At 58.2% G+C, this 17,046-nt stretch carries 15 protein-coding genes and 1 pseudogene; 3 read left to right on the top strand and 13 right to left on the bottom strand.

The genetic code is table 11. The annotated features are described in order from the left end of the window. A partial coding sequence (locus AC1Q67_RS12405; RefSeq protein WP_492235727.1) for an alanine racemase occupies positions 1–722 on the bottom strand: 722 nt, incomplete at its 3' end. A gap of 160 nt (positions 723–882) precedes the next feature. Between AC1Q67_RS12405 and AC1Q67_RS12410 the strand changes: the two genes are divergently transcribed. Next, positions 883–1,359 (top strand): Lrp/AsnC family transcriptional regulator, encoded by a 477-nt coding sequence (locus AC1Q67_RS12410; RefSeq protein WP_492235728.1) that lies wholly within the window; start codon positions 883–885, stop codon positions 1,357–1,359. Positions 1,360–1,422: 63 nt separating this feature from the next. On the opposite strand, the gene AC1Q67_RS12415 is transcribed toward AC1Q67_RS12410, so the two are convergent. The 9 genes and pseudogenes from AC1Q67_RS12415 to AC1Q67_RS12455 all read right to left on the bottom strand — a co-directional run bounded on the left by AC1Q67_RS12415 (position 1,423) and on the right by AC1Q67_RS12455 (position 12,785). After that, positions 1,423–2,202, bottom strand: a complete 780-nt coding sequence (locus AC1Q67_RS12415) for a sulfite exporter TauE/SafE family protein (RefSeq protein WP_492235729.1) — start codon at positions 2,200–2,202, stop codon at positions 1,423–1,425. 108 nt (positions 2,203–2,310) lie between these two features. Then, positions 2,311–3,183 (bottom strand): annotated as a pseudogene (locus AC1Q67_RS12420) (MBL fold metallo-hydrolase); the annotation flags it as partial. A gap of 77 nt (positions 3,184–3,260) precedes the next feature. Further along, the gene (locus AC1Q67_RS12425) at positions 3,261–4,766 is read right to left on the bottom strand and encodes an aminotransferase class V-fold PLP-dependent enzyme (protein ID WP_492235730.1); all 1,506 of its coding nucleotides are present in this window, start codon (positions 4,764–4,766) and stop codon (positions 3,261–3,263) included. 451 nt (positions 4,767–5,217) lie between these two features. Beyond that, positions 5,218–6,639 (bottom strand): sodium:solute symporter family protein, encoded by a 1,422-nt coding sequence (locus AC1Q67_RS12430; protein ID WP_492235731.1) that lies wholly within the window; start codon positions 6,637–6,639, stop codon positions 5,218–5,220. A gap of 389 nt (positions 6,640–7,028) precedes the next feature. Next, positions 7,029–8,828 carry a gamma-glutamyltransferase family protein gene (locus tag AC1Q67_RS12435; RefSeq protein ID WP_492235732.1) on the bottom strand — a complete coding sequence of 600 codons (1,800 nt, stop codon included), beginning with the start codon at positions 8,826–8,828 and terminating at the stop codon, positions 7,029–7,031. A gap of 75 nt (positions 8,829–8,903) precedes the next feature. Beyond that, a complete protein-coding gene (locus AC1Q67_RS12440; protein WP_492235733.1) occupies positions 8,904–10,418 on the bottom strand; it encodes a class I adenylate-forming enzyme family protein in 1,515 nt (504 codons plus the stop codon). Next, positions 10,415–11,308, bottom strand: coding sequence for a VOC family protein (locus tag AC1Q67_RS12445; protein WP_492235734.1), 894 nt, complete (start codon positions 11,306–11,308; stop codon positions 10,415–10,417). The genes AC1Q67_RS12440 and AC1Q67_RS12445 overlap by 4 nt, the downstream gene beginning before the upstream one ends. A 14-nt stretch (positions 11,309–11,322) precedes the next feature. After that, a complete protein-coding gene (locus AC1Q67_RS12450; RefSeq protein ID WP_492235735.1) occupies positions 11,323–11,742 on the bottom strand; it encodes a PaaI family thioesterase in 420 nt (139 codons plus the stop codon). Positions 11,743–11,780: 38 nt separating this feature from the next. Continuing rightward, on the bottom strand, positions 11,781–12,785 hold the full coding sequence (locus AC1Q67_RS12455) for a zinc-binding dehydrogenase (RefSeq protein WP_492236446.1): 1,005 nt from the start codon (positions 12,783–12,785) through the stop codon (positions 11,781–11,783). Positions 12,786–13,027: 242 nt separating this feature from the next. Here AC1Q67_RS12455 and AC1Q67_RS12460 point away from each other — a divergent pair, with 242 nt between their 5' ends. Then, a complete protein-coding gene (locus tag AC1Q67_RS12460) occupies positions 13,028–13,765 on the top strand; it encodes a GntR family transcriptional regulator (RefSeq protein ID WP_492235736.1) in 738 nt (245 codons plus the stop codon). A gap of 118 nt (positions 13,766–13,883) precedes the next feature. Further along, positions 13,884–14,216 carry a cytochrome b gene (locus AC1Q67_RS12465; RefSeq protein WP_492236447.1) on the top strand — a complete coding sequence of 111 codons (333 nt, stop codon included), beginning with the start codon at positions 13,884–13,886 and terminating at the stop codon, positions 14,214–14,216. 444 nt (positions 14,217–14,660) lie between these two features. On the opposite strand, the gene AC1Q67_RS12470 is transcribed toward AC1Q67_RS12465, so the two are convergent. From AC1Q67_RS12470 to AC1Q67_RS12480, 3 genes are read right to left on the bottom strand one after another with little or no spacing between them, the layout of a single operon-like run. Next, on the bottom strand, positions 14,661–15,452 hold the full coding sequence (locus tag AC1Q67_RS12470; protein WP_492235737.1) for an enoyl-CoA hydratase/isomerase family protein: 792 nt from the start codon (positions 15,450–15,452) through the stop codon (positions 14,661–14,663). Continuing rightward, positions 15,452–16,186 (bottom strand): GntR family transcriptional regulator, encoded by a 735-nt coding sequence (locus AC1Q67_RS12475; RefSeq protein WP_492235738.1) that lies wholly within the window; start codon positions 16,184–16,186, stop codon positions 15,452–15,454. The genes AC1Q67_RS12470 and AC1Q67_RS12475 overlap by 1 nt, the downstream gene beginning before the upstream one ends. Positions 16,187–16,244: 58 nt before the next feature. After that, positions 16,245–17,045, bottom strand: coding sequence for an alpha/beta fold hydrolase (locus AC1Q67_RS12480; protein WP_492235739.1), 801 nt, complete (start codon positions 17,043–17,045; stop codon positions 16,245–16,247). Between the last annotated feature and the right edge of the window lies 1 nt (position 17,046).

A 17,046-nucleotide genomic window follows, 5' to 3' on the forward strand; every position in this document is an offset into this window, starting at 1 on the left:
GGATTGTTACGTGCAGGAACCGGGTTGACCCCATAAAGCGCGGCTCCGGGCCGCACAACGTCATAATGAAAATCCTTGCCGAGGAAGACTCCCGACGAATTCGCCAGGGATCGTGGCAAGCCCGGAAAATGCTCTATGAGCCGCCGGAATTTTGCGAGTTGCATTCCATTGGCGGCGTGGGACGGAACATCCCCGCATGCGAGGTGGCTCATGACAAATCGAATATCGACACCCGCGAGTTGCGAGCCGCCCTTGACCCAGCCAGCGATCTCCCGCTGCGACAAGCCAAGCCGATTCATCCCGCTGTCTAACTGGATGGCGGCGGGAAGCATCTTGCCGAGATTACGGGCACGCATCGACCACGCGTGGCATTGGTCGAGAGAGTTAAGAACCGGGACGAGCCCTGCTTCTGCACAATCGGCTTCGCTACCGCTCGGCAGGCCGTTCAGAATGTAGATCGAGGCCCCGGACAAATGCGGCGAAAGCCGAAGCCCTTCATCGAGATGCGCCACGAAAAAGTCTCGGCAGCCCTCGGCATGCAATACCGGGCCGATGTGTTGCGCACCCAACCCATAGGCATCGGCCTTGACCACCGCCCCGCAACGTACGCGTGCGCTGAGCTTGCCCCTGAGAAACCGGTAGTTCCAGCGCACCGCGTTAAGATCAATCGTCAGCACTGCGCCCGCATGCAGACCGCCGCTTTTTGTCACCGAACCAGCCACCCCGAATCCACCCCGCTTAAGGCACCGCTGGGCGCAGAATGCCAGCAACTTCGGAGAGATTTCCGGCTAAATACCGCTTCATATCGAACCATAACGCCAGAAAATAGCAGATCTTCATGATTTTTTGGCGTATTCCTGCGTAGGCAACAGGGACCTTCCCATGACGACAGATACCGACTCCATCGACCGAAAAATCATGCGCGAACTCGTGCCGGATGCACGGATCAGCCAGGTGATCCTCTCCGAACGAGTCGGACTCTCGCCGACCGCCTTTGCAAGACGCCTTCAGCAACTGGAGAAGGCCGGCGTCATCCGTGGCTATTCAGCAGACATCGATGCGACGGGCCTCGGTTTCCTGATGACCGTACTGGTGCATACCACCCTGGATCGCCAAAACGAGGATGCTCTCGCCGCATTCGAAAAGGAAATCAAGAAATGCCCCGATGTGGTCTCCTGTTATCTGATGTCCGGAAATGATGACTACCTCGTGCAAGTTCAGGCACGTGACATGGAAGATTACGAACGCATCCACAAGCAGCACCTATCGCGAATGCCTGGCGTCGCTCGGCTGCATTCCAGTTTCGCGATGCGCAGTGTGGTCAAGCGCAGCATTTCACCGGCAGCACTCAGCGGCTGATTCTCGTGGGCCTCCGCTCTAGGCGGCTGCACGAAAATGCGATGGCACCTGTGCTCGCTCCTTCTAGCCGAGCATGGCTTGGCCGCTGCGGTAGAGGACATAAGCCGCAACCGCAAAGATCACACCGGCAAAGATGCGCTTGAGAGTGTCTTTGCCGCGCGATAAGCGGTTCGCGAGCGCCATACCGAGAAGCCCCCCGGCGAGCCCGCCGGCAATAAACTGGCCGGCCACGAGCCAGTCGACCAGGCCTGAGAACGCATAGTTGATTGCAGTTGCAAGGCCGAAGCATCCAACCGCCAGAAGCGAAGAGCCAACCGCGTTGATCATCGGCATCCGGGTCGCCAGCAATAGGCCGGGCACGATCAGGAAACCGCCACCGATACCGAAGAACCCCGAAGCCGTCCCGGTGAGACAGGCGACGGCGGCAGTCAGCAAACATGTTCCGAGATTGACATCTCGCTCTGGAGCCGAAGTCTCGCTGCGCGGTCGCAGCATCATGGCGCCGACGGCAAGCATCACCAACCCAAATAGAAACAGAAGCTTGTTGCCGTCGACCAATTTGCCGATGCTAGATCCCACGAGCGCACCGAAGGTGCCAACCGCGGCGAATACGATGGCGCAGCGCCAGCGTACATTTCCGGTACACGCATGACCGGCAAGATTGATGAAAGCCGTGGCCGAAACAGCTAATGCGCCGGTACCTATCGCGATGTGCGGCTGTGCGACACCGACGACATAAAGCAGAAGCGGGGTTGCTAGGATGGAGCCTCCCCCGCCAATCAAGCCGAGCGAAAAACCGACCAAGGCTCCTGAACCCAGTGCCGGGTTAAGGATCGCGCTCACGATCGCGCCTTGGCGCACTTAAGTCGAATGCAATCCCCCCGCATGCAGTTCATGGCAAAGCTGCCTCAGCGGTCATCCGGTCACGCATGTTGGTGCTGAAAAGCAAGTTCAGCCCCATACCGCAGCCCCGAACGCGTCGAGCGGAAATTTCAGATAACGCCGGCCGTTATTTTCCGGCGCAGGAAGCTGGCCGCCATTCACGTTGACCTGCAATGCATGCAGAATCAGCTTCGGCATGGGCAATGTTTCGTCTCGCGCTTCCCGCAAAGCGACAAAGTCCGCTTCAGTTTTCCCGGCGACATGCGGATTCCGCACCTTCTGCTCGCCGACGGTGCTTTCCCAAAGCGGCTTCCGTCCGTCCGGTTGGTAGTCGTGCCCTGTAAAAACGCGCGTCGTGTCCGGCAGCGCAAGAATGTCCTGGATCGACGCCCACAGCATCTTCGCACTGCCCCCCGGAAAGTCCGCGCGTGCAGTACCGCTGTCCGGCATGAACAGCGTGTCATGCACGAATGCCGCATCACCGATCACATAGGTAACGGAGGCGAGCGTATGTCCCGGCGAGAACAGCACGTGGGCATCCATCGATCCTACCTTGAAGCGATCATTGTGAGCGAACAAACGGTCCCACTGCGACCCATCGGTCACCTGCGCCGGAGAATTGTAGATCTCCCTCCAAAGCCGCTGCACATCGACGATATGTTCGCCGATCGCCGTAAGCGCTCCGGTCTTTTTTTTCAGATATTGAGCTGCGGAGAAATGATCGGCGTGAGGATGCGTGTCCAGGATGTACTCTATCTTCAGATCATTCTCGGCTACGTAAGCCAGAATTCCATCGGCATTCGCAGTTCCGGTCGATCCGGATTTCTCATCGAAATCCAGCACCGGATCAATGATCACACAGTTCCGGCTCTCCGGATCTGAGACGACATACTGGATGCTCCATGTACGCGAATCGAAGAAACCCTTGACCTCGGGCCTTTTTTGTTTGGAGACGACCATGGCGAACCTTCGAATTTTCCCAAGATAGCAGCCAGCGCGCAAAGCGGCGGAACAGCGTGTTACACCGCCTTGGACAGCATGCGACCCTGGGGATCGAGAGCCGCGCGCGGGTAAAAGATCGCCCGACTTACATCGACGGTGTAACGATCCGCATAAGCGGCCGCGTCCTGTGCAAGCTGAGCAACGGAGTCCAGGATGTACTGCACCTTGTCGTCAGACAGCAGGACGCTGAAGTTCAGGCGCGTAAACCCGGGCTTGCGAATTTCGTCCCCGTCGGCAATCGCAAGCCGCAACGCGTCTGATTGTGCATCGTCGATCTCCAGCAGGCGGTGAACGTATGGCCCGGCGCACGCGCATCCACCACGCGCCTGGATACCAAACCGGTCGCTGAGCATGCGGGTGATGAGTTGCTGATGAATGTAACCGCCCTTCCCGTCCCTGATCCGGAACGAGAAAATAGGCAGGCTCTGGGCCTGCAAATTTCCAAGAAGTTCGATTCGCTCGACCTTGCTCCACGAGGACAGCGCACGCGCGCGCAATGCCGCGTTGCGCATGGACATCGTATCCTGGCCGATTGCCTCTTTCACAAGAAAGGCGAGAGCGGCTCGTATATCTCCCACGACATTAGGCGTTCCGCTTTCCTCGCGGACCTCGAGACTATCGCTATAATCGTGCGTCGTCGGCGTCACAAACTTCACGGTGCCCCCTCCTGGCCACGTTGGCGTCGTCGTGACCACTGAATCTTGACGAACAATCAAGACGCCCGACGCGGCCGGGCCACCGATAAACTTGTGCGGAGAGACGACCACCGCATCGATCTGAACGCCCTTGGCAGGCTCCATCGCAATCGGCAAGTAAGGTCCTGCGCCAGCGTAGTCCCAGATGATTTTCGCGCCCGCAGCTTTTGCCCTTTCGGTAACTTCAACCACATTCGAAACAATTCCGGTGACGTTGGACGCTGCAGAGAACGCGCATATCACGGGACGTCCGGCAGCGCCTGCAAGGGCGGCATCGAGTTGCGCCAGATCAGGACCGCCTGTTGCGAGCTCTTCGATTTCAATGATCTCAGCGCCGCTTTCCCGCCATGGCAAAATGTTGGAATGGTGCTCGTAAGGGCCGATAATGACGCGCGGAACGACGCCGGCGAGCATGTTCGCCTTCACACCAAACAGATTCACGAGACGGTTCAGGCCCGCGGTTGCGCCCGAGCCCGTGAAAATCACAGCGTAACGTTCATCCGCTCCACAACACTTGGCGATCACCTCACGAGCCGCGCGCCGGAATGCCGTCATCGCGCCACCGCAGTATGAAGCCTCGGTATGACTGTTCGCGTAGTAAGGCAGTATTTTCTCGAGAATGAAGCGCTCGACCACCGACAACGCGCGGCCGGATGCAACGTAGTCCGCGTAAATCAACGTCTTGGGTCCGAACGGACCAATGACTTCGGCGTCATTTCCGATCAAGTCCGCAGCGAGACGCTCGAGGCGATCACCGCTGACGAGATCATCCTTGAAGTTCGCTAACAAGTCGCCGGCTCGCAGAGAGTGCTGGCTCACGATGTTCATATCAGTTTATCTCCGCAGAGTTTCGCGTGTTGTAGGTAGAAAGATAGGAATTCGATTTCCTATCGAGAAGCGCTGGGGCCACCGCAAGATGACGTCACGCTTCATTGGTCTGACGGCACTTCCAGCGACCGCTACGCGGAGCTGCTCGTTCCGGTTCGAAAGCATCCGTCCGATCTGACCGGACGGCGATGTATCGCTGGCACCCTCGTCACGACCTCGATTAGTCGGAAAGTGCCGACATCCGCGTACCGCTGGGCAAGCGACAGCCCGCAGTTTCAGAATGGTGAGCCGATCAAACGTCCATAATGGTGGCCATCGGCGAGGCATCGGGCCGAACAGCCCGACGCCTCACCAATCATCTATGTCTTCGCAGTCGTCATTGATTGCTCCATGTCAGCCGCTGGCCGGGATCTATCTGCGTTGATGTGTTCCCATCGCGTTTCATGACGTCCTAGTCCAGCGCCCGAGAGGGTGCGGCAGACACAACGACGCTGTCTTTCCGCGATCGCTTGAAGATCTCGCTGAAACCCATGACGATCAGCGGGACGAGCAGCGCCACATAGGCGTTATCGATGCCGTATGGATTGCCCATCATGAACCAAACGATCGTGGCGACGAGAGATGCCAGGATGCTCAGGAACGCTCCGCCCTTGGTGCCGAACCAGGGTGCGAAGAAGACGAACAGAACCAGGATCGACAGCGAGGCGCGGAGCGCCTTGCCCAAGAAGGTCATCGATAGGATGTTCGGAGTGTAGATCGCCAGAACGATCGGCAGCAGCCCCATCGCGACGGTCGCAACGCGAATGAAAATCAACGAGCCCTTTTCGGTGCGAACCTTGCCCCCTAAGCCGACATAGAAGTCCTTGTAGAGCAGCGTCGCGGTAGCAACCGCGAACGCGGCGATCGAACCAAAAAGCGAAGCGGCAAGGCCTGCGCAGACGATGCCCGCCATCACCCCATCCATCTGCCCGATCAACGCGGCGAAGGCGTTGATCGATTTGATGTTGGGAAACAAAGCAAGCGAGCACATGCCGACAAGGGCCGTGATGATGCCGAACGGAACCAGAAAAAGCGCCGTGGAAAAGCTTGCGATCTTTGCGCTCTTCGCATCATCCACCGTGTTGATGGCCTGAATCACATACTGCGTGGAGAACGTCGCCCCCATGCCGGCGATAAACCAGGCGAAGATCTGCCCCCAGCCCACGTGGGTCCACGAGAACATTTCCGCAGGAATGCGCGCCTGCAACTCATGGAATCCTCCGAGCTTGTTGATGCCGAAGTACAGAGCGGTCAGGATGCCGAGGTATTTGATGATCGAGTGAACGACGTTGGTGTAAACCACCGACTTCATGCCACCCATGAACACATAGAGCACGGACACCACACCGCAGACCACAATCGCGGAGGTGCGATCAACGCCAAGCAGAATGCTCAGGATCGTGCCGCCGCCGGCGTAGATCGCGACAGCGACGATCTCCAACGCGAAGATCATCACCAGCGATGTGGCAAGCCTCGTCTTGCGGCCATAAACATCGTTGAGAATCGCGGAGATCGTGTTGTGACCGGACTCCTTGTACTTCCCGGCGAGAAAGAGGCCGTAGAAGATAAAGCCCGCCGCCAGCGCCAGAATATTCCAGGAAGCGGAAATGCCGACCTTGTATGCCTCCTGCGCGGTGCCGACGCTCGCGGACGTCCCGATGAATTCGGACATCAGCATCATGCCGACCAGAATCGCCGGCACACCGGTACGACCGGTCGTTCCCGACGTGAAGGTGTTCGCCGACTTGACCGACCGTTGAAGGACACCTGTCACAACCGCCAGACCGATGATGTAGACCGCAACAATTGCTATTGCGACGTAATTAGCGTGCATTTTCGTGCCCCTCCCAAAAGTGGCTGCGCATCCCCGTACATTGCAGAGATATCTTAGACATGTTCATTATCGTCATTTTTGACTCTTATTAACCGAGAGTCAACATGTTTAAGATGACGATTAGGGAGAAGAACGGCGCAAACTTGGAAGGGTTCGTGCCGCAAAAGACAAAACACCGATGAAAAGAGCGACTTCGAACGGCTTTCACCAGCCCGATGAGGCGTTCAAGGGAGCATATGTGCGTCCAACGCCTTGGTTCGTCGTAACTCTATAATGCCTCTAGAACATATCACGGTGGCCTTGAGCACCTCGCGCTGCGACCCCGGGCATCCTCACCACACGCGTTCAGGAGTTCGACCTCGGCCAAGCGGCCATTTTGCCAGGGCGGACTAGCGCCCTGCGGCATAGGCTTGCATTCCTCTTGGGTTCGCTGCGGCCCGGAGCCAGCCGTTCGAACGGGATGCCGCGGTCAATCTGCCTTCCGACCAGTCCTCGCCGACCTCGACGATATGACCCCGTGCGCGCAGATCCTTGATCGCATCGTCGGAAACACGCCCTTCAAGCACAAGCACGCCGGGGCGCGCGAGGCGCGGCCAGAAAGAAGCCGGGAAATGTTCAGTGTGCCAGGCGGGAGCGTCGATCGCCTGCTGCAGATTATGCCCGGCATGAATATGGCGAAGCAGGAATTGCGTCGCCCACTGATCTTGCTGATCGCCACCCGGCGTTCCCCAGGCGACGTACGGTTCACCGCCGCGCAGGGCCAGTGTCGGCGACAAGGTCGAGCGTGGCCGCTTGCCGGGCTGCAGCGAAGCCGGATGCTCTTCGTCCAGCCAGAACATTTGCGCGCGCGTTCCGAGGCAAAAGCCGAGACTTGGAATGATCGGCGACGATTGCAGCCATCCACCCGAAGGCGTCATGGAAATCATGTTGCCTTGCTTGTCGATGATATCGAGATGCACGGTGTCGCCGCGCTCCGCGCGAAGCCGCCCGACCGTCGGCTCGCCCGTTCCGATGGCCGATACCGATTCGCGCAAACCACCCTCGCGCATCCCGACCGCTTTGCCGTATCCGGGAAGCGAGCCGGGCAGCAACTCCATCGATGCCCGCTCGGTGATGAGCTTTCGGCGCTCCGCGTTGTAAGCCTCGGACAGCAGTTGCTCGACCGGCACGTCGCTAAAGTTCGGATCGCCGTAAAAGACGTCGCGATCTGCGAAGGCCAGCTTGGCGCACTCCACCTGCAGATGGATGAATTCCGGGCCGCACGGATCTAACTTATCCAGATCGAAGCCTTTCAGCAGCGCCAATTGCTGGAGCAGGACCAATCCCTGCGTCCAGGGGCCAGGCTTGTACACGGTGTAGTTGCCATAATTGTAGCTAATTGGCGCTTCGACTGTCGCCCGCCAGTTCGCCATGTCGTTGCCGGTGAGCAGGCCGTGGCGTGCGACGCCGGTCGCATCCATGACAGCGTTGTTCTTGCAGAAGTCATCAATCGCTTCGGCAATGAAACCTTGCGACCACACCTGGCGGGCGCGTTCGATCTGGGCTTCCCTATCGCTGCCAACAGCCTTCGCCTCAGCAAGGATGCGCGAATAGGTATCCGCCAACTTTTCATTGCGGAAGATCGTTCCTGCCTTGGGAACAGTGTCATGTGGCAAATAGATCGCGGCGGAGGAGCGCCAATGCTCGCGAAACAGTTTCTCGACGGTCGAAATCGTGTCGCAGATACGCTGGACCAGAGGATAGCCGTTGCGGGCATATCCGATCGCTGGCGCGAGAACATCTTCAACCGACATGGTGCCGTAGTCTCGGAGCAGCAGCATGTAAGCGTCAAAGGCGCCGGGCACGCAGGCCGCAAGCAACCCGGAACCCGGCACAAGGTCGAGTCCCATTTCGCGAAAACGCGCGATGGTCGCGGCACCGGGAGCTGGTCCCTGCCCGCAGATTACCTCCGGCTTTCCACGCCGCACATCGTAGACCATGATCGGAACATCGCCGCCCGGGCCGTTGAGATGCGGCTCAACGACCTGAAGAGCAAAGGCTGTTGCCACGCCCGCGTCGAAGGCGTTGCCTCCGCGCTCGAGAATACCCATGCCGACAGCTGTCGCGATCCAGTGTGTCGCCGCCACCACGCCAAACGAACCGGTGATTTCCGGTCGCGTCGTGAAGATCTCGTCCTGATCGTTCGCCATAGCTCTTGTATTCCTTACCTTACTCATTCAACGGCAAGTCTTGCATGGGGCGGAGACCGCAGCATGCACCGAAAGTCACTTTGCGTCGGCTGGCGGTGCCAGCGACAGATCGCGTGCGCGCTGCGCAAGAGCGGCGCGATCGACCTTATTGGTCGATGCAAGCGGGAACTCATCGAGAAACCAGATCGAACGCGGATGCTGATAAGCCGCCCCGTGCTCCAGTGCGAATGCTTTCAATCCGCTCGCATCGATGGTCGCGCTGGGAGCGAGCCGAACGAACGCGACCGGCTTTTGCCCTTTGATCGGATCGTCGATCGGAACAACGCAGGTCTGGATAACATCCGGATGGGTCTCCAGCATGCGCTCGACCTCACCTGGAAAGATGTTCTCGCCGCCGCTCACGAACATATCGTCCGCTCGGCCAACGAAATAATAGAAGCCGTCGGCGTCGCGGCTGAAAACATCTCCCGTGACGTAGTAGCCGTCGGCGGTGAACGGCGGCGGCAGATCAGGGCGGTTATGGTATCCGCTCATCATCGCTGGCGACCGGAGCTGCAGCACGCCCTCGTTTGTCTCGGCACCGGTGTCGTCAACAAGCCGCAGATCGACCTGCGGGTGCTTATAACCGAGAGACAGGTTTGGCGTCGGCTTGCCTTCGGGATGGGGCGCGAAGACAATCGGGCTTCCCTCCGTCGTTCCATACGCATTCAAAATTTTGGCTTTCGGAAAAGTTCGTTTGATTTCGTCGAGCAGAGTGGCACTTGCCGGCGCTGAACCCATTCTCAAGTTCTGCACCGACGAAAGGTCGGCGCTCGCCATCGCCTCCTTGTCCTCGAGCATCATGGCAATCATTGGCGGTACCGAGGTCAGCCAGGTGCAACGGAAACGGCCGATTGCCTCGATATACGGCTTCACCTTGAACTGCGGCATGAGGACCATGCTCGCATGTCCCGCGAGCACCAGATGCGACAACGCAAGCGCGTTCATGTGGTAAAGCGGTGCTGCGATCAGCATATGCTGGTTTTCGATGCCCTGCGGGCCAAGCCGCATCTCGATCACCCACCGTTGGGCGTCATGCGAGAGCACGACACCTTTCGGCCTGCCGGTCGATCCGGACGTATAGAGGAACGTCGCCGCTTCGCCCTTTTGCGGCTCAACCGCTTCAAAGGCTCCGGGTTCAACGAATAAGCCGAACTCCTTCGCGTCGTCGAGCCTTATCGCGTCCACATCATCGGAAATGACAGAACGGCGCTCCGCATCGCAGAACACCAGACGCGTCCCGCAATCCTTGATGATGTATTCAACGAGGTGGCGGGGCAGCCGGAAGTTGATCGGGACGGACACGAGGCCGGCACGCATGATGCCAAGATGAACCGCTAGATAGTCGGAGTTATTCGCGGAAAGAATGGCAACGCGATCGCCTCGCACGAAGCCACGATTGACCAGAGCTCGCGCCACGCCATTGGCAAGCGCATCGAGCGCACCATATGTCACTTCCCGGCTGCGCTCGCCATCGAAGTCTATCGCTGCGACCTTATCCTGCGGACGCGCGGGATCGATCAAAGCTCCCAGGTTACGTGATGAGATCATGCCAGACTCACATTGGGTTCGAGAAACTCAAGCATCACGCCGAAACATTCAGCCGCGGGGACGATCAGGCGATGACGATCCGGTTCGACCAGCTTTCCGACCCACCGCGAATCCAGACTCGCCTTGAGCGAAACCCGCGAGCGGACGCCGATGCTCATTCCCACAACACGCGGAAGCGATCCTTCCAGGCGAACGCTATCACCATAGAGAGACACGAGCTGCTGCTTTGAGCTGAAATTAATTCGGGTTCCGCCGATGTCGATGCAGTTATCCGCGCCGGGCTTTGCTCCGACAGCCCGGGCGAGATGGTCAGACTGCACATTCGGATCGGTGGCGGCGATCATCAACCGTTTCAAGGAAATCGCCGTGTTCGGATGCCGCATGAATGCATCATGCCAAACCAGATCCGGTGTTAGATGCTCGCAGAAATAGAGACGGGACGCCGGAAAAAATCCGGGATCCATATGGACTGTGCGAAACCGCGCCTCGGTTTCGACGCCGTCGACCGTGACGGGCCTGCTAAAGGCTTTCGGCTCCAGCACGGGCAACTGCTGCGATCGCAGCCGCGCCTGCGTGACGTCGACATCGTCGCTACCATATACTAGGCCATTCAGCCCGACAGGCCAGTCGAGGAGTTCCTTGCGAGGATTTGGATTCGACGGATCCAGCCCGATCAACTCGAGATAATTCGTATCGAACACGATCAGGTGGTTCATCGAACCAAGAGTGTGATAACCGCGCGGCGCAATCTGGAAACCGAGCGAATTGAACAACTCTTCGCCGGCATTGAGATCGTAATGAAGATTAAGAACCGCGTGATCGAACATTCCCTCGCGTTTCAGGACGGCGGAATCCACCGTCCCGAAACCATTGGCGCCTGCGGGGGCCACCGGGGTTATCCCGCTCAGGCCTTGGGAGGAGCGGTGAGATAAACTCCCCGACCGCTGGCGAGAAGAGCACCGTCCTTGTCGTAGACGCTGGCTTCCGAGACCGAAAACTGGCTGCCCAATTTCACGATACGCCCCTTCGCCGTGAGGTCGCCGGGCATCGCGGCACGGTGGTAATCGACCCGCATGTCGATAGTAGGAACACCGCGGCCGGTGTGTGCCACCAATGCCCAATCAGCAGTGAGATCGATGATGGCCGCCAAGATGCCGCCGTGAGTATAGCGGCGCTGCGGATTGACCACCCACTCTTCACGCCAGGTGGCGGTCAACTCAATGCCCTCTTCGTCCACCTTCTGAATGCGCAGGCCAAGCCATTTATTGAAAGGTCCGCGCGTGATCATCTCTTCGACGGCGGCAGGAGTAAGTTTCTCGGTCATTATCGGTTCTCGCTTTGTTGTTTGACGGAATGTCAGGATCAGGGCGTAACCACGACCTTGCCCAGGACTTCCCGGTTCTCAATCAGCCGCAGGCCATCAATAGCCTGATCAAGCGGGAGAACCTTGTCGACAACCGGCTTGAGCTTCTTTTCCGCAATCAGCCGCATCAGATCGGCAAGATTGTCGTCATAGAAGCTGTTCGAACCGATGACCTGCAATTCGAAGCTCCAGATATAACGCAGATCTTCTTTAGGATCGTGCCCTGCGGTCGCTCCACAAACGAGCAGCTTGCCGCCACGCTTCAGACAACGCAACGAAGGAACCCAGGTGTCGCCGCCGGTGAAGTTAATCACGACATCGACGCCACCTTCATATGTGCGGCGCTGCGGCTTTCCGTATTTTTCGATCGCCCACTTCGAGAAGTCGACATCCTTGTAATTGATGACATGATCGGCGCCGAGATCGCGCAGACGCTGCATCTTGTCTTCGCCACCGGCGCACGCGATGACTTCAGCTCCCGCGAGCTTCGCAAGCAGCACGCACCCCGTGCCCACGCCGCCCGAAGCACCGAGCACCAGGACGCGGTCGCCCTTCTTGATCGTGTTGTGAGTCACCAGCATGCGATGCGCGGTTCCGTAGGCTACCGGCAGCGAGGCCGCGTCCTCGTAGGAGACATCGTCCGGCATACGGATCAGCTGTTCGGCGTCGACAAGGCAATATTGCGCCATGCCGCCGTCCATCATTTCGCCCAACAGCCCTTTTTTCTTATTCAGCGGGTTGACCAGAACGCGGTCACCCTTGCTCCACCCCTTGACGCCGGGACCGACCTCGGAAATCTCGCCGGCCATATCCAGACCGATGACCACAGGAAGCGGCACCTTGATGCCAGGCATGCCGCGCACCGTGAACACGTCATGGTAGTTGAAGGAGGAAGCTCCGACGCGGATGACCACATGGCCTTCGACCACTGCCGGAATCGGCCGGTCGTTCACGACTTTCAGATTTTCCAGACCGCCGTGGCTTTCCAAAACCAGCGCCCGCATCGTTCCCTTCGACATCTCATTATCTCCCTGTGACATGTTCTAAATGTATTCCATAGATGTCCTATAAATGCCAGACTATGCCTTGTCCAGTATACCCGCCCATATTTTGCACAAGACAACCCAAACCTAGCCCACAAAGGTTCTGTCAACGCCGCGCCTGCCAAGCAGGCACACCGCATTCAAATCGAGCCCACGTCTTTAGCAGGCTTGCAAATCCGCCTCTAATATGTTCAGATCACGGTATGGGACATGTTGTATCGATGGGACCGCTGCCTAAGGAAACAAAGGGCGGCTTGCGGCAAAGTGACATCGCTTTTCATGCCATTCACAAAGCCATCGTGCGTTGTGAAATCATGCCTGGCTCAATTGTAACCGAGGTGGATCTTGCCGCGCAGTTTGGCGTGGGCAGAGCTGCAGCACGCGCTGCCGTCGATCGCCTGTCGCTCATCGGTTTGCTCCAGCCCGTCCGCCGCCAAGGCTACAGGGTCAAGCCCATTACGTTGCGTGACCTGAACGATCTTTTCCAGCTCCGCGAGATTATCGAAGTGGCATGCGTGAGGCTCGCCGCCGGCAGGGTGGATTCCGCAGACCTTCATCGTCTGGACCGGCTGTGCCGCACCGACTACCAGCCCGGTGACAAGGAGAGCGAAGCTGTTTTCCTTCAGCGTAACAGTGATTTCCATCTCTCTATAGCAGCAGCGAGCGGCAATGATCGATTGATCGCGGTGCTGAACCAAACGCTTGTCGAGTTGGAGCGGATGTTTCATTTCGGTCTTTCGCTCCGAGATCGGGGCAGCGAAATGCATTCGGAGCATCAATCGCTCATCGACGCCCTCGCAGAAGGCGATGCCGCCACCGCTGAGCGCGTAACCATCGACCAAGTGCGCTCCTCGCGCGCGATGGTTCTGGACGCCCTGCTTTCGAGTGCGTCGCTTCTCGATGTGAAGATCGGTGTCGCTGAAAAAGAACGTTTCTTGTAAGCTGATCAATACTCAAACCACGGCCTGTTGTTGATTACGCGAGAGCGTGCGTCACGGCCGGACTTAGCCCCAGCTTTCGACCGATGTCCTGCAAGCGACGTTGGCATCCTCTGTTCCATTGATCGTCTGTGCCGTATACGCGACAGATTCTTGCAACGGAGGACACCTGCTCCTATATATCCTGATGATCGTAATCCCTGTCTCTGGTTATCTATTTTCCGGAGCTGGCGGCTACTCACTACCCTTCTTCGGTCTATTTTCCTGGACGCGTATAGTCCCCCGAGACGACATTCTTTCAAAACTTGGACAGACTGTTCACGATTGGGGAGCGTGGGCTGTGTACGCCATGCTCCTGATCCACGTTGCAGCGGTCGCAGTGCATGAGGTTTTTACGCCTCATAGCGCACTTGCTCGAATGCTCCCGGGCTGGAAGCGTCGGAGCACTCCATGACATTGGGAAGTTGTTGATGTCAGCACCAGGTCAAATGATTCGGACAAGAGTTAGGTGCGCAAGCGGCGCTCAGCGCTCAGCACCGATGGTTGAGCGTCCATGGGGAATACCAACTTCATGAGGATCACGCATACCTGTGCCGGTGGTAAATCAAGTGGGAGCGGCTGGCTTTCTCGGCGTGTTAGTTGCGATGCTGGAGCGCGTATATGATCACCAGCATCGCACAGCTATAGAGATCATCTGGTAGTCGCTTGGCATCGAACAATGCGCGGCCGATGACTGAAATGCATCCGCTCGAGAATAGACGCCGAATACCCGTCCATGCCGATACGCGTCCTGAGTGACTTCCGTTCCTTACGATATCCAGGACTCATTTCGAGTTCGGACGAGTCGGCCGGTGATAGATGCGATCCTTTCAAACGCTCGAGGCTTGTTTGAACTCATCTAGTTCCTCAAAGCCCGCTTGACAAAACCTTGGCGTGCGCGGCGACCTTCATCGCTATCGCGGCAAACCAGAGCTTGATCGGCATCCATATAGATTCCTAGCCTGTGCAGCGCCGTATGACACGCATTGACTGCTTCCTTGGTCATGCGCAGCAATGCACCTGGGCACTCTTCTGCCCGACGCGCAAGACTTTGCGCCACCTCGACCGCATGGCCATTCTCGGCGATCTCGTCGATCATACCCCACTCATTCGCCACTTCGGTCGTCAGTTTTTCCGCCAGAAGGATGGCGCGCTTTGTCCGCGCCGGACCGATCAGCGATGTCAGCCGCGGAATCGCACCCCACCCCATGTTAAGTCCGACCTTGGCTTCCGGAAGATAAAATGCCGCATTCTTCGCAGCAACACGCCAGTCACAGGCAAGCGCCAGCGCGGCGGATGCGCCAACGGCCGTGCCTTCGATCGCCGCTATCGTGATCTGAGGCAAATCTTCCCACAGACGGCAGAGGCGCGCACCGCGCTGCGCAATGCTCCTGCGCTCCACAAGCCCCGCCTCTTCATCCTTCCACTTCGCCGGATCCTTCAGGTCAATGCCGGCAGAAAAAATGTCACGCCCACCCGCGAGCACGACCGTATGAATCTCCAGATCCTCGGCAAGATCGTGCGCCACTGCCGTCAATGCCAGCAGTGTGTCCTGATCGATCGCATTGCGATTGACGCCTCGGTCGAAACGCACGAGCGCTTGCGAACCGTTGACTTTAACCGTTACGCTCTTACCGTACTTTTCTTTCATCAACGCGATCCTTTGGTCTTGGGCTGTGCCTGGTGTCTTCCTTGCGCGCGGGTCAGGCGCGCGAGATAGCGAAATTCGTATGGTGGATAGTAACTGACGGCGACTTCCAGCAGTTTGCCCGCACTGTTGCGAAACCGGCGGATCATCAACAGCGCAGGGTCGGCCTTGCCGTACCCGAGCAGTTTGGCGACGCGAGGCGGGAAGGTCGCCGCCGAAATTTCCACTTCGATTGTCTCGACAATTTCGCCGCAGAATTCCTCGAACAGCGGATAGACACCCCCGGGACGCGTCGCGATCTGTTTTACGATCGCGCGATACTCCTTGCGGAGATAAATATCCGTCCACGAAATTGCGCGCCGGCTGCCGGGTACGTTTCTGTGGGTTTCCACCTTGAGCCAGTCAGCGGGATCGCCTTCCAGTTTTGCCTCGGTCGGCTGGCGCGTCAGTCCATCAACGACGCGCACCACATGAAGGTCCGTCGTCTCAAGGTAATGCTTGAGCTGGTCGGTCGTATCCAGCGCCACGCCGAACTGCGGTTCGGGATGCTGGCGTATAATCGTCGTGCCCGCGCGTGGCCGGCGCTCCACCAGACCCAACTCCTGAAGCCGCCGGATAGCTTCGCGCACAGTGTGGCGGCTAACCGCATAGGCAGCGCTCAGTTCTATCTCCGTCGGCAGATTGCTGCCAACGGGATAGCGTCCGCTCTTGATCATGCTGAGCAAACGATCCCCCATATTCTGATAGAGGGTCGGCTTGCGTGCAGGAGGCGCTGGCTTTCGAATTGTCTGCCCCCTATAGCGACAAGGACTTCATGGCTGCGAGCGTGTCCCGATTGAATATGTCAGGAGACTCGCTTTGCGGGAAGTGTCCCACGTCCGGCCATTCCAAATATGCCACGGGTATATTTCGCGCCCGAAGAATATCCTCGACCCGCCGGGCCGATTCCGGGGGCACGGACCAGTCTTCTGCACCTTCCACGATCACTACCGGGCAATCGACGGCATCCAGAATCTGCTCCATGCGGAAACCGCCAAACGCCGAAATATCGGCAAAAGCGACATCCGGGATGCAGCGGCGTGCATCCATCACGATTTCTTCCGCACGCTCAATTTTGGTTTGGCTCCCCATCAGCGTGCGGAAAGTTACCTCAAACCAGTCACCCGGATTCACACGCGCCATATCCAGAATCTTCGGATTGTATCCGGAGGACTTCACCACGTTGACCGACGCCCCATCAACCAGAACCAGTCCGCGAATGCGTCCCGGCGCCTGGACGGCTGCCGATGTCACGATTCCTCCGCCCATCGAATGCCCCATGAGAATCGGTGCATCGAGGCCCAGCGCATCGATGAATTGATTCACATAGCGCGCATTGTCTTCAGTGGCCCGGTTAGGTCCGTTCGCAGGCAAGGCGCTTTTCCCGTGCCCCGGGAGGTCGAGTGCGTGGACCGAGTAATGCTCTGAAAAGAAGTCGATATTGTATTGCCAGGACAACGTGTCCTGGCTGGCGCCGTGCACCATGACAAGAGGCGTGCCGGATCCGGCTTGTTCGTAATAGGCGCGAATGCCGCTCGCGGTAGTGACATAAGGCATC

It is taken from the genome of Afipia sp. GW823-FHT06G09 (assembly GCF_058794875.1).

Bases quoted from the DNA above. Each gene is read 5' to 3' on its own strand.
- AC1Q67_RS12410 (WP_492235728.1), top strand. From the start codon at position 883: ATGACGACAGATACCGACTCCATCGACCGAAAAATCATGCGCGAACTC.
- AC1Q67_RS12425 (WP_492235730.1), bottom strand. From the start codon at position 4,766: ATGAACATCGTGAGCCAGCACTCTCTGCGAGCCGGCGACTTGTTAGCG.
- AC1Q67_RS12430 (WP_492235731.1), bottom strand. From the start codon at position 6,639: ATGCACGCTAATTACGTCGCAATAGCAATTGTTGCGGTCTACATCATC.
- AC1Q67_RS12435 (WP_492235732.1), bottom strand. From the start codon at position 8,828: ATGGCGAACGATCAGGACGAGATCTTCACGACGCGACCGGAAATCACC.
- AC1Q67_RS12440 (WP_492235733.1), bottom strand. From the start codon at position 10,418: ATGATCTCATCACGTAACCTGGGAGCTTTGATCGATCCCGCGCGTCCG.
- AC1Q67_RS12450 (WP_492235735.1), bottom strand. From the start codon at position 11,742: ATGACCGAGAAACTTACTCCTGCCGCCGTCGAAGAGATGATCACGCGC.
- AC1Q67_RS12455 (WP_492236446.1), bottom strand. From the start codon at position 12,785: ATGCGGGCGCTGGTTTTGGAAAGCCACGGCGGTCTGGAAAATCTGAAA.
- AC1Q67_RS12460 (WP_492235736.1), top strand. From the start codon at position 13,028: ATGGGACATGTTGTATCGATGGGACCGCTGCCTAAGGAAACAAAGGGC.
- AC1Q67_RS12470 (WP_492235737.1), bottom strand. From the start codon at position 15,452: ATGAAAGAAAAGTACGGTAAGAGCGTAACGGTTAAAGTCAACGGTTCG.
- AC1Q67_RS12475 (WP_492235738.1), bottom strand. From the start codon at position 16,186: ATGGGGGATCGTTTGCTCAGCATGATCAAGAGCGGACGCTATCCCGTT.
- AC1Q67_RS12480 (WP_492235739.1), bottom strand. From the start codon at position 17,045: ATGCCTTATGTCACTACCGCGAGCGGCATTCGCGCCTATTACGAACAA.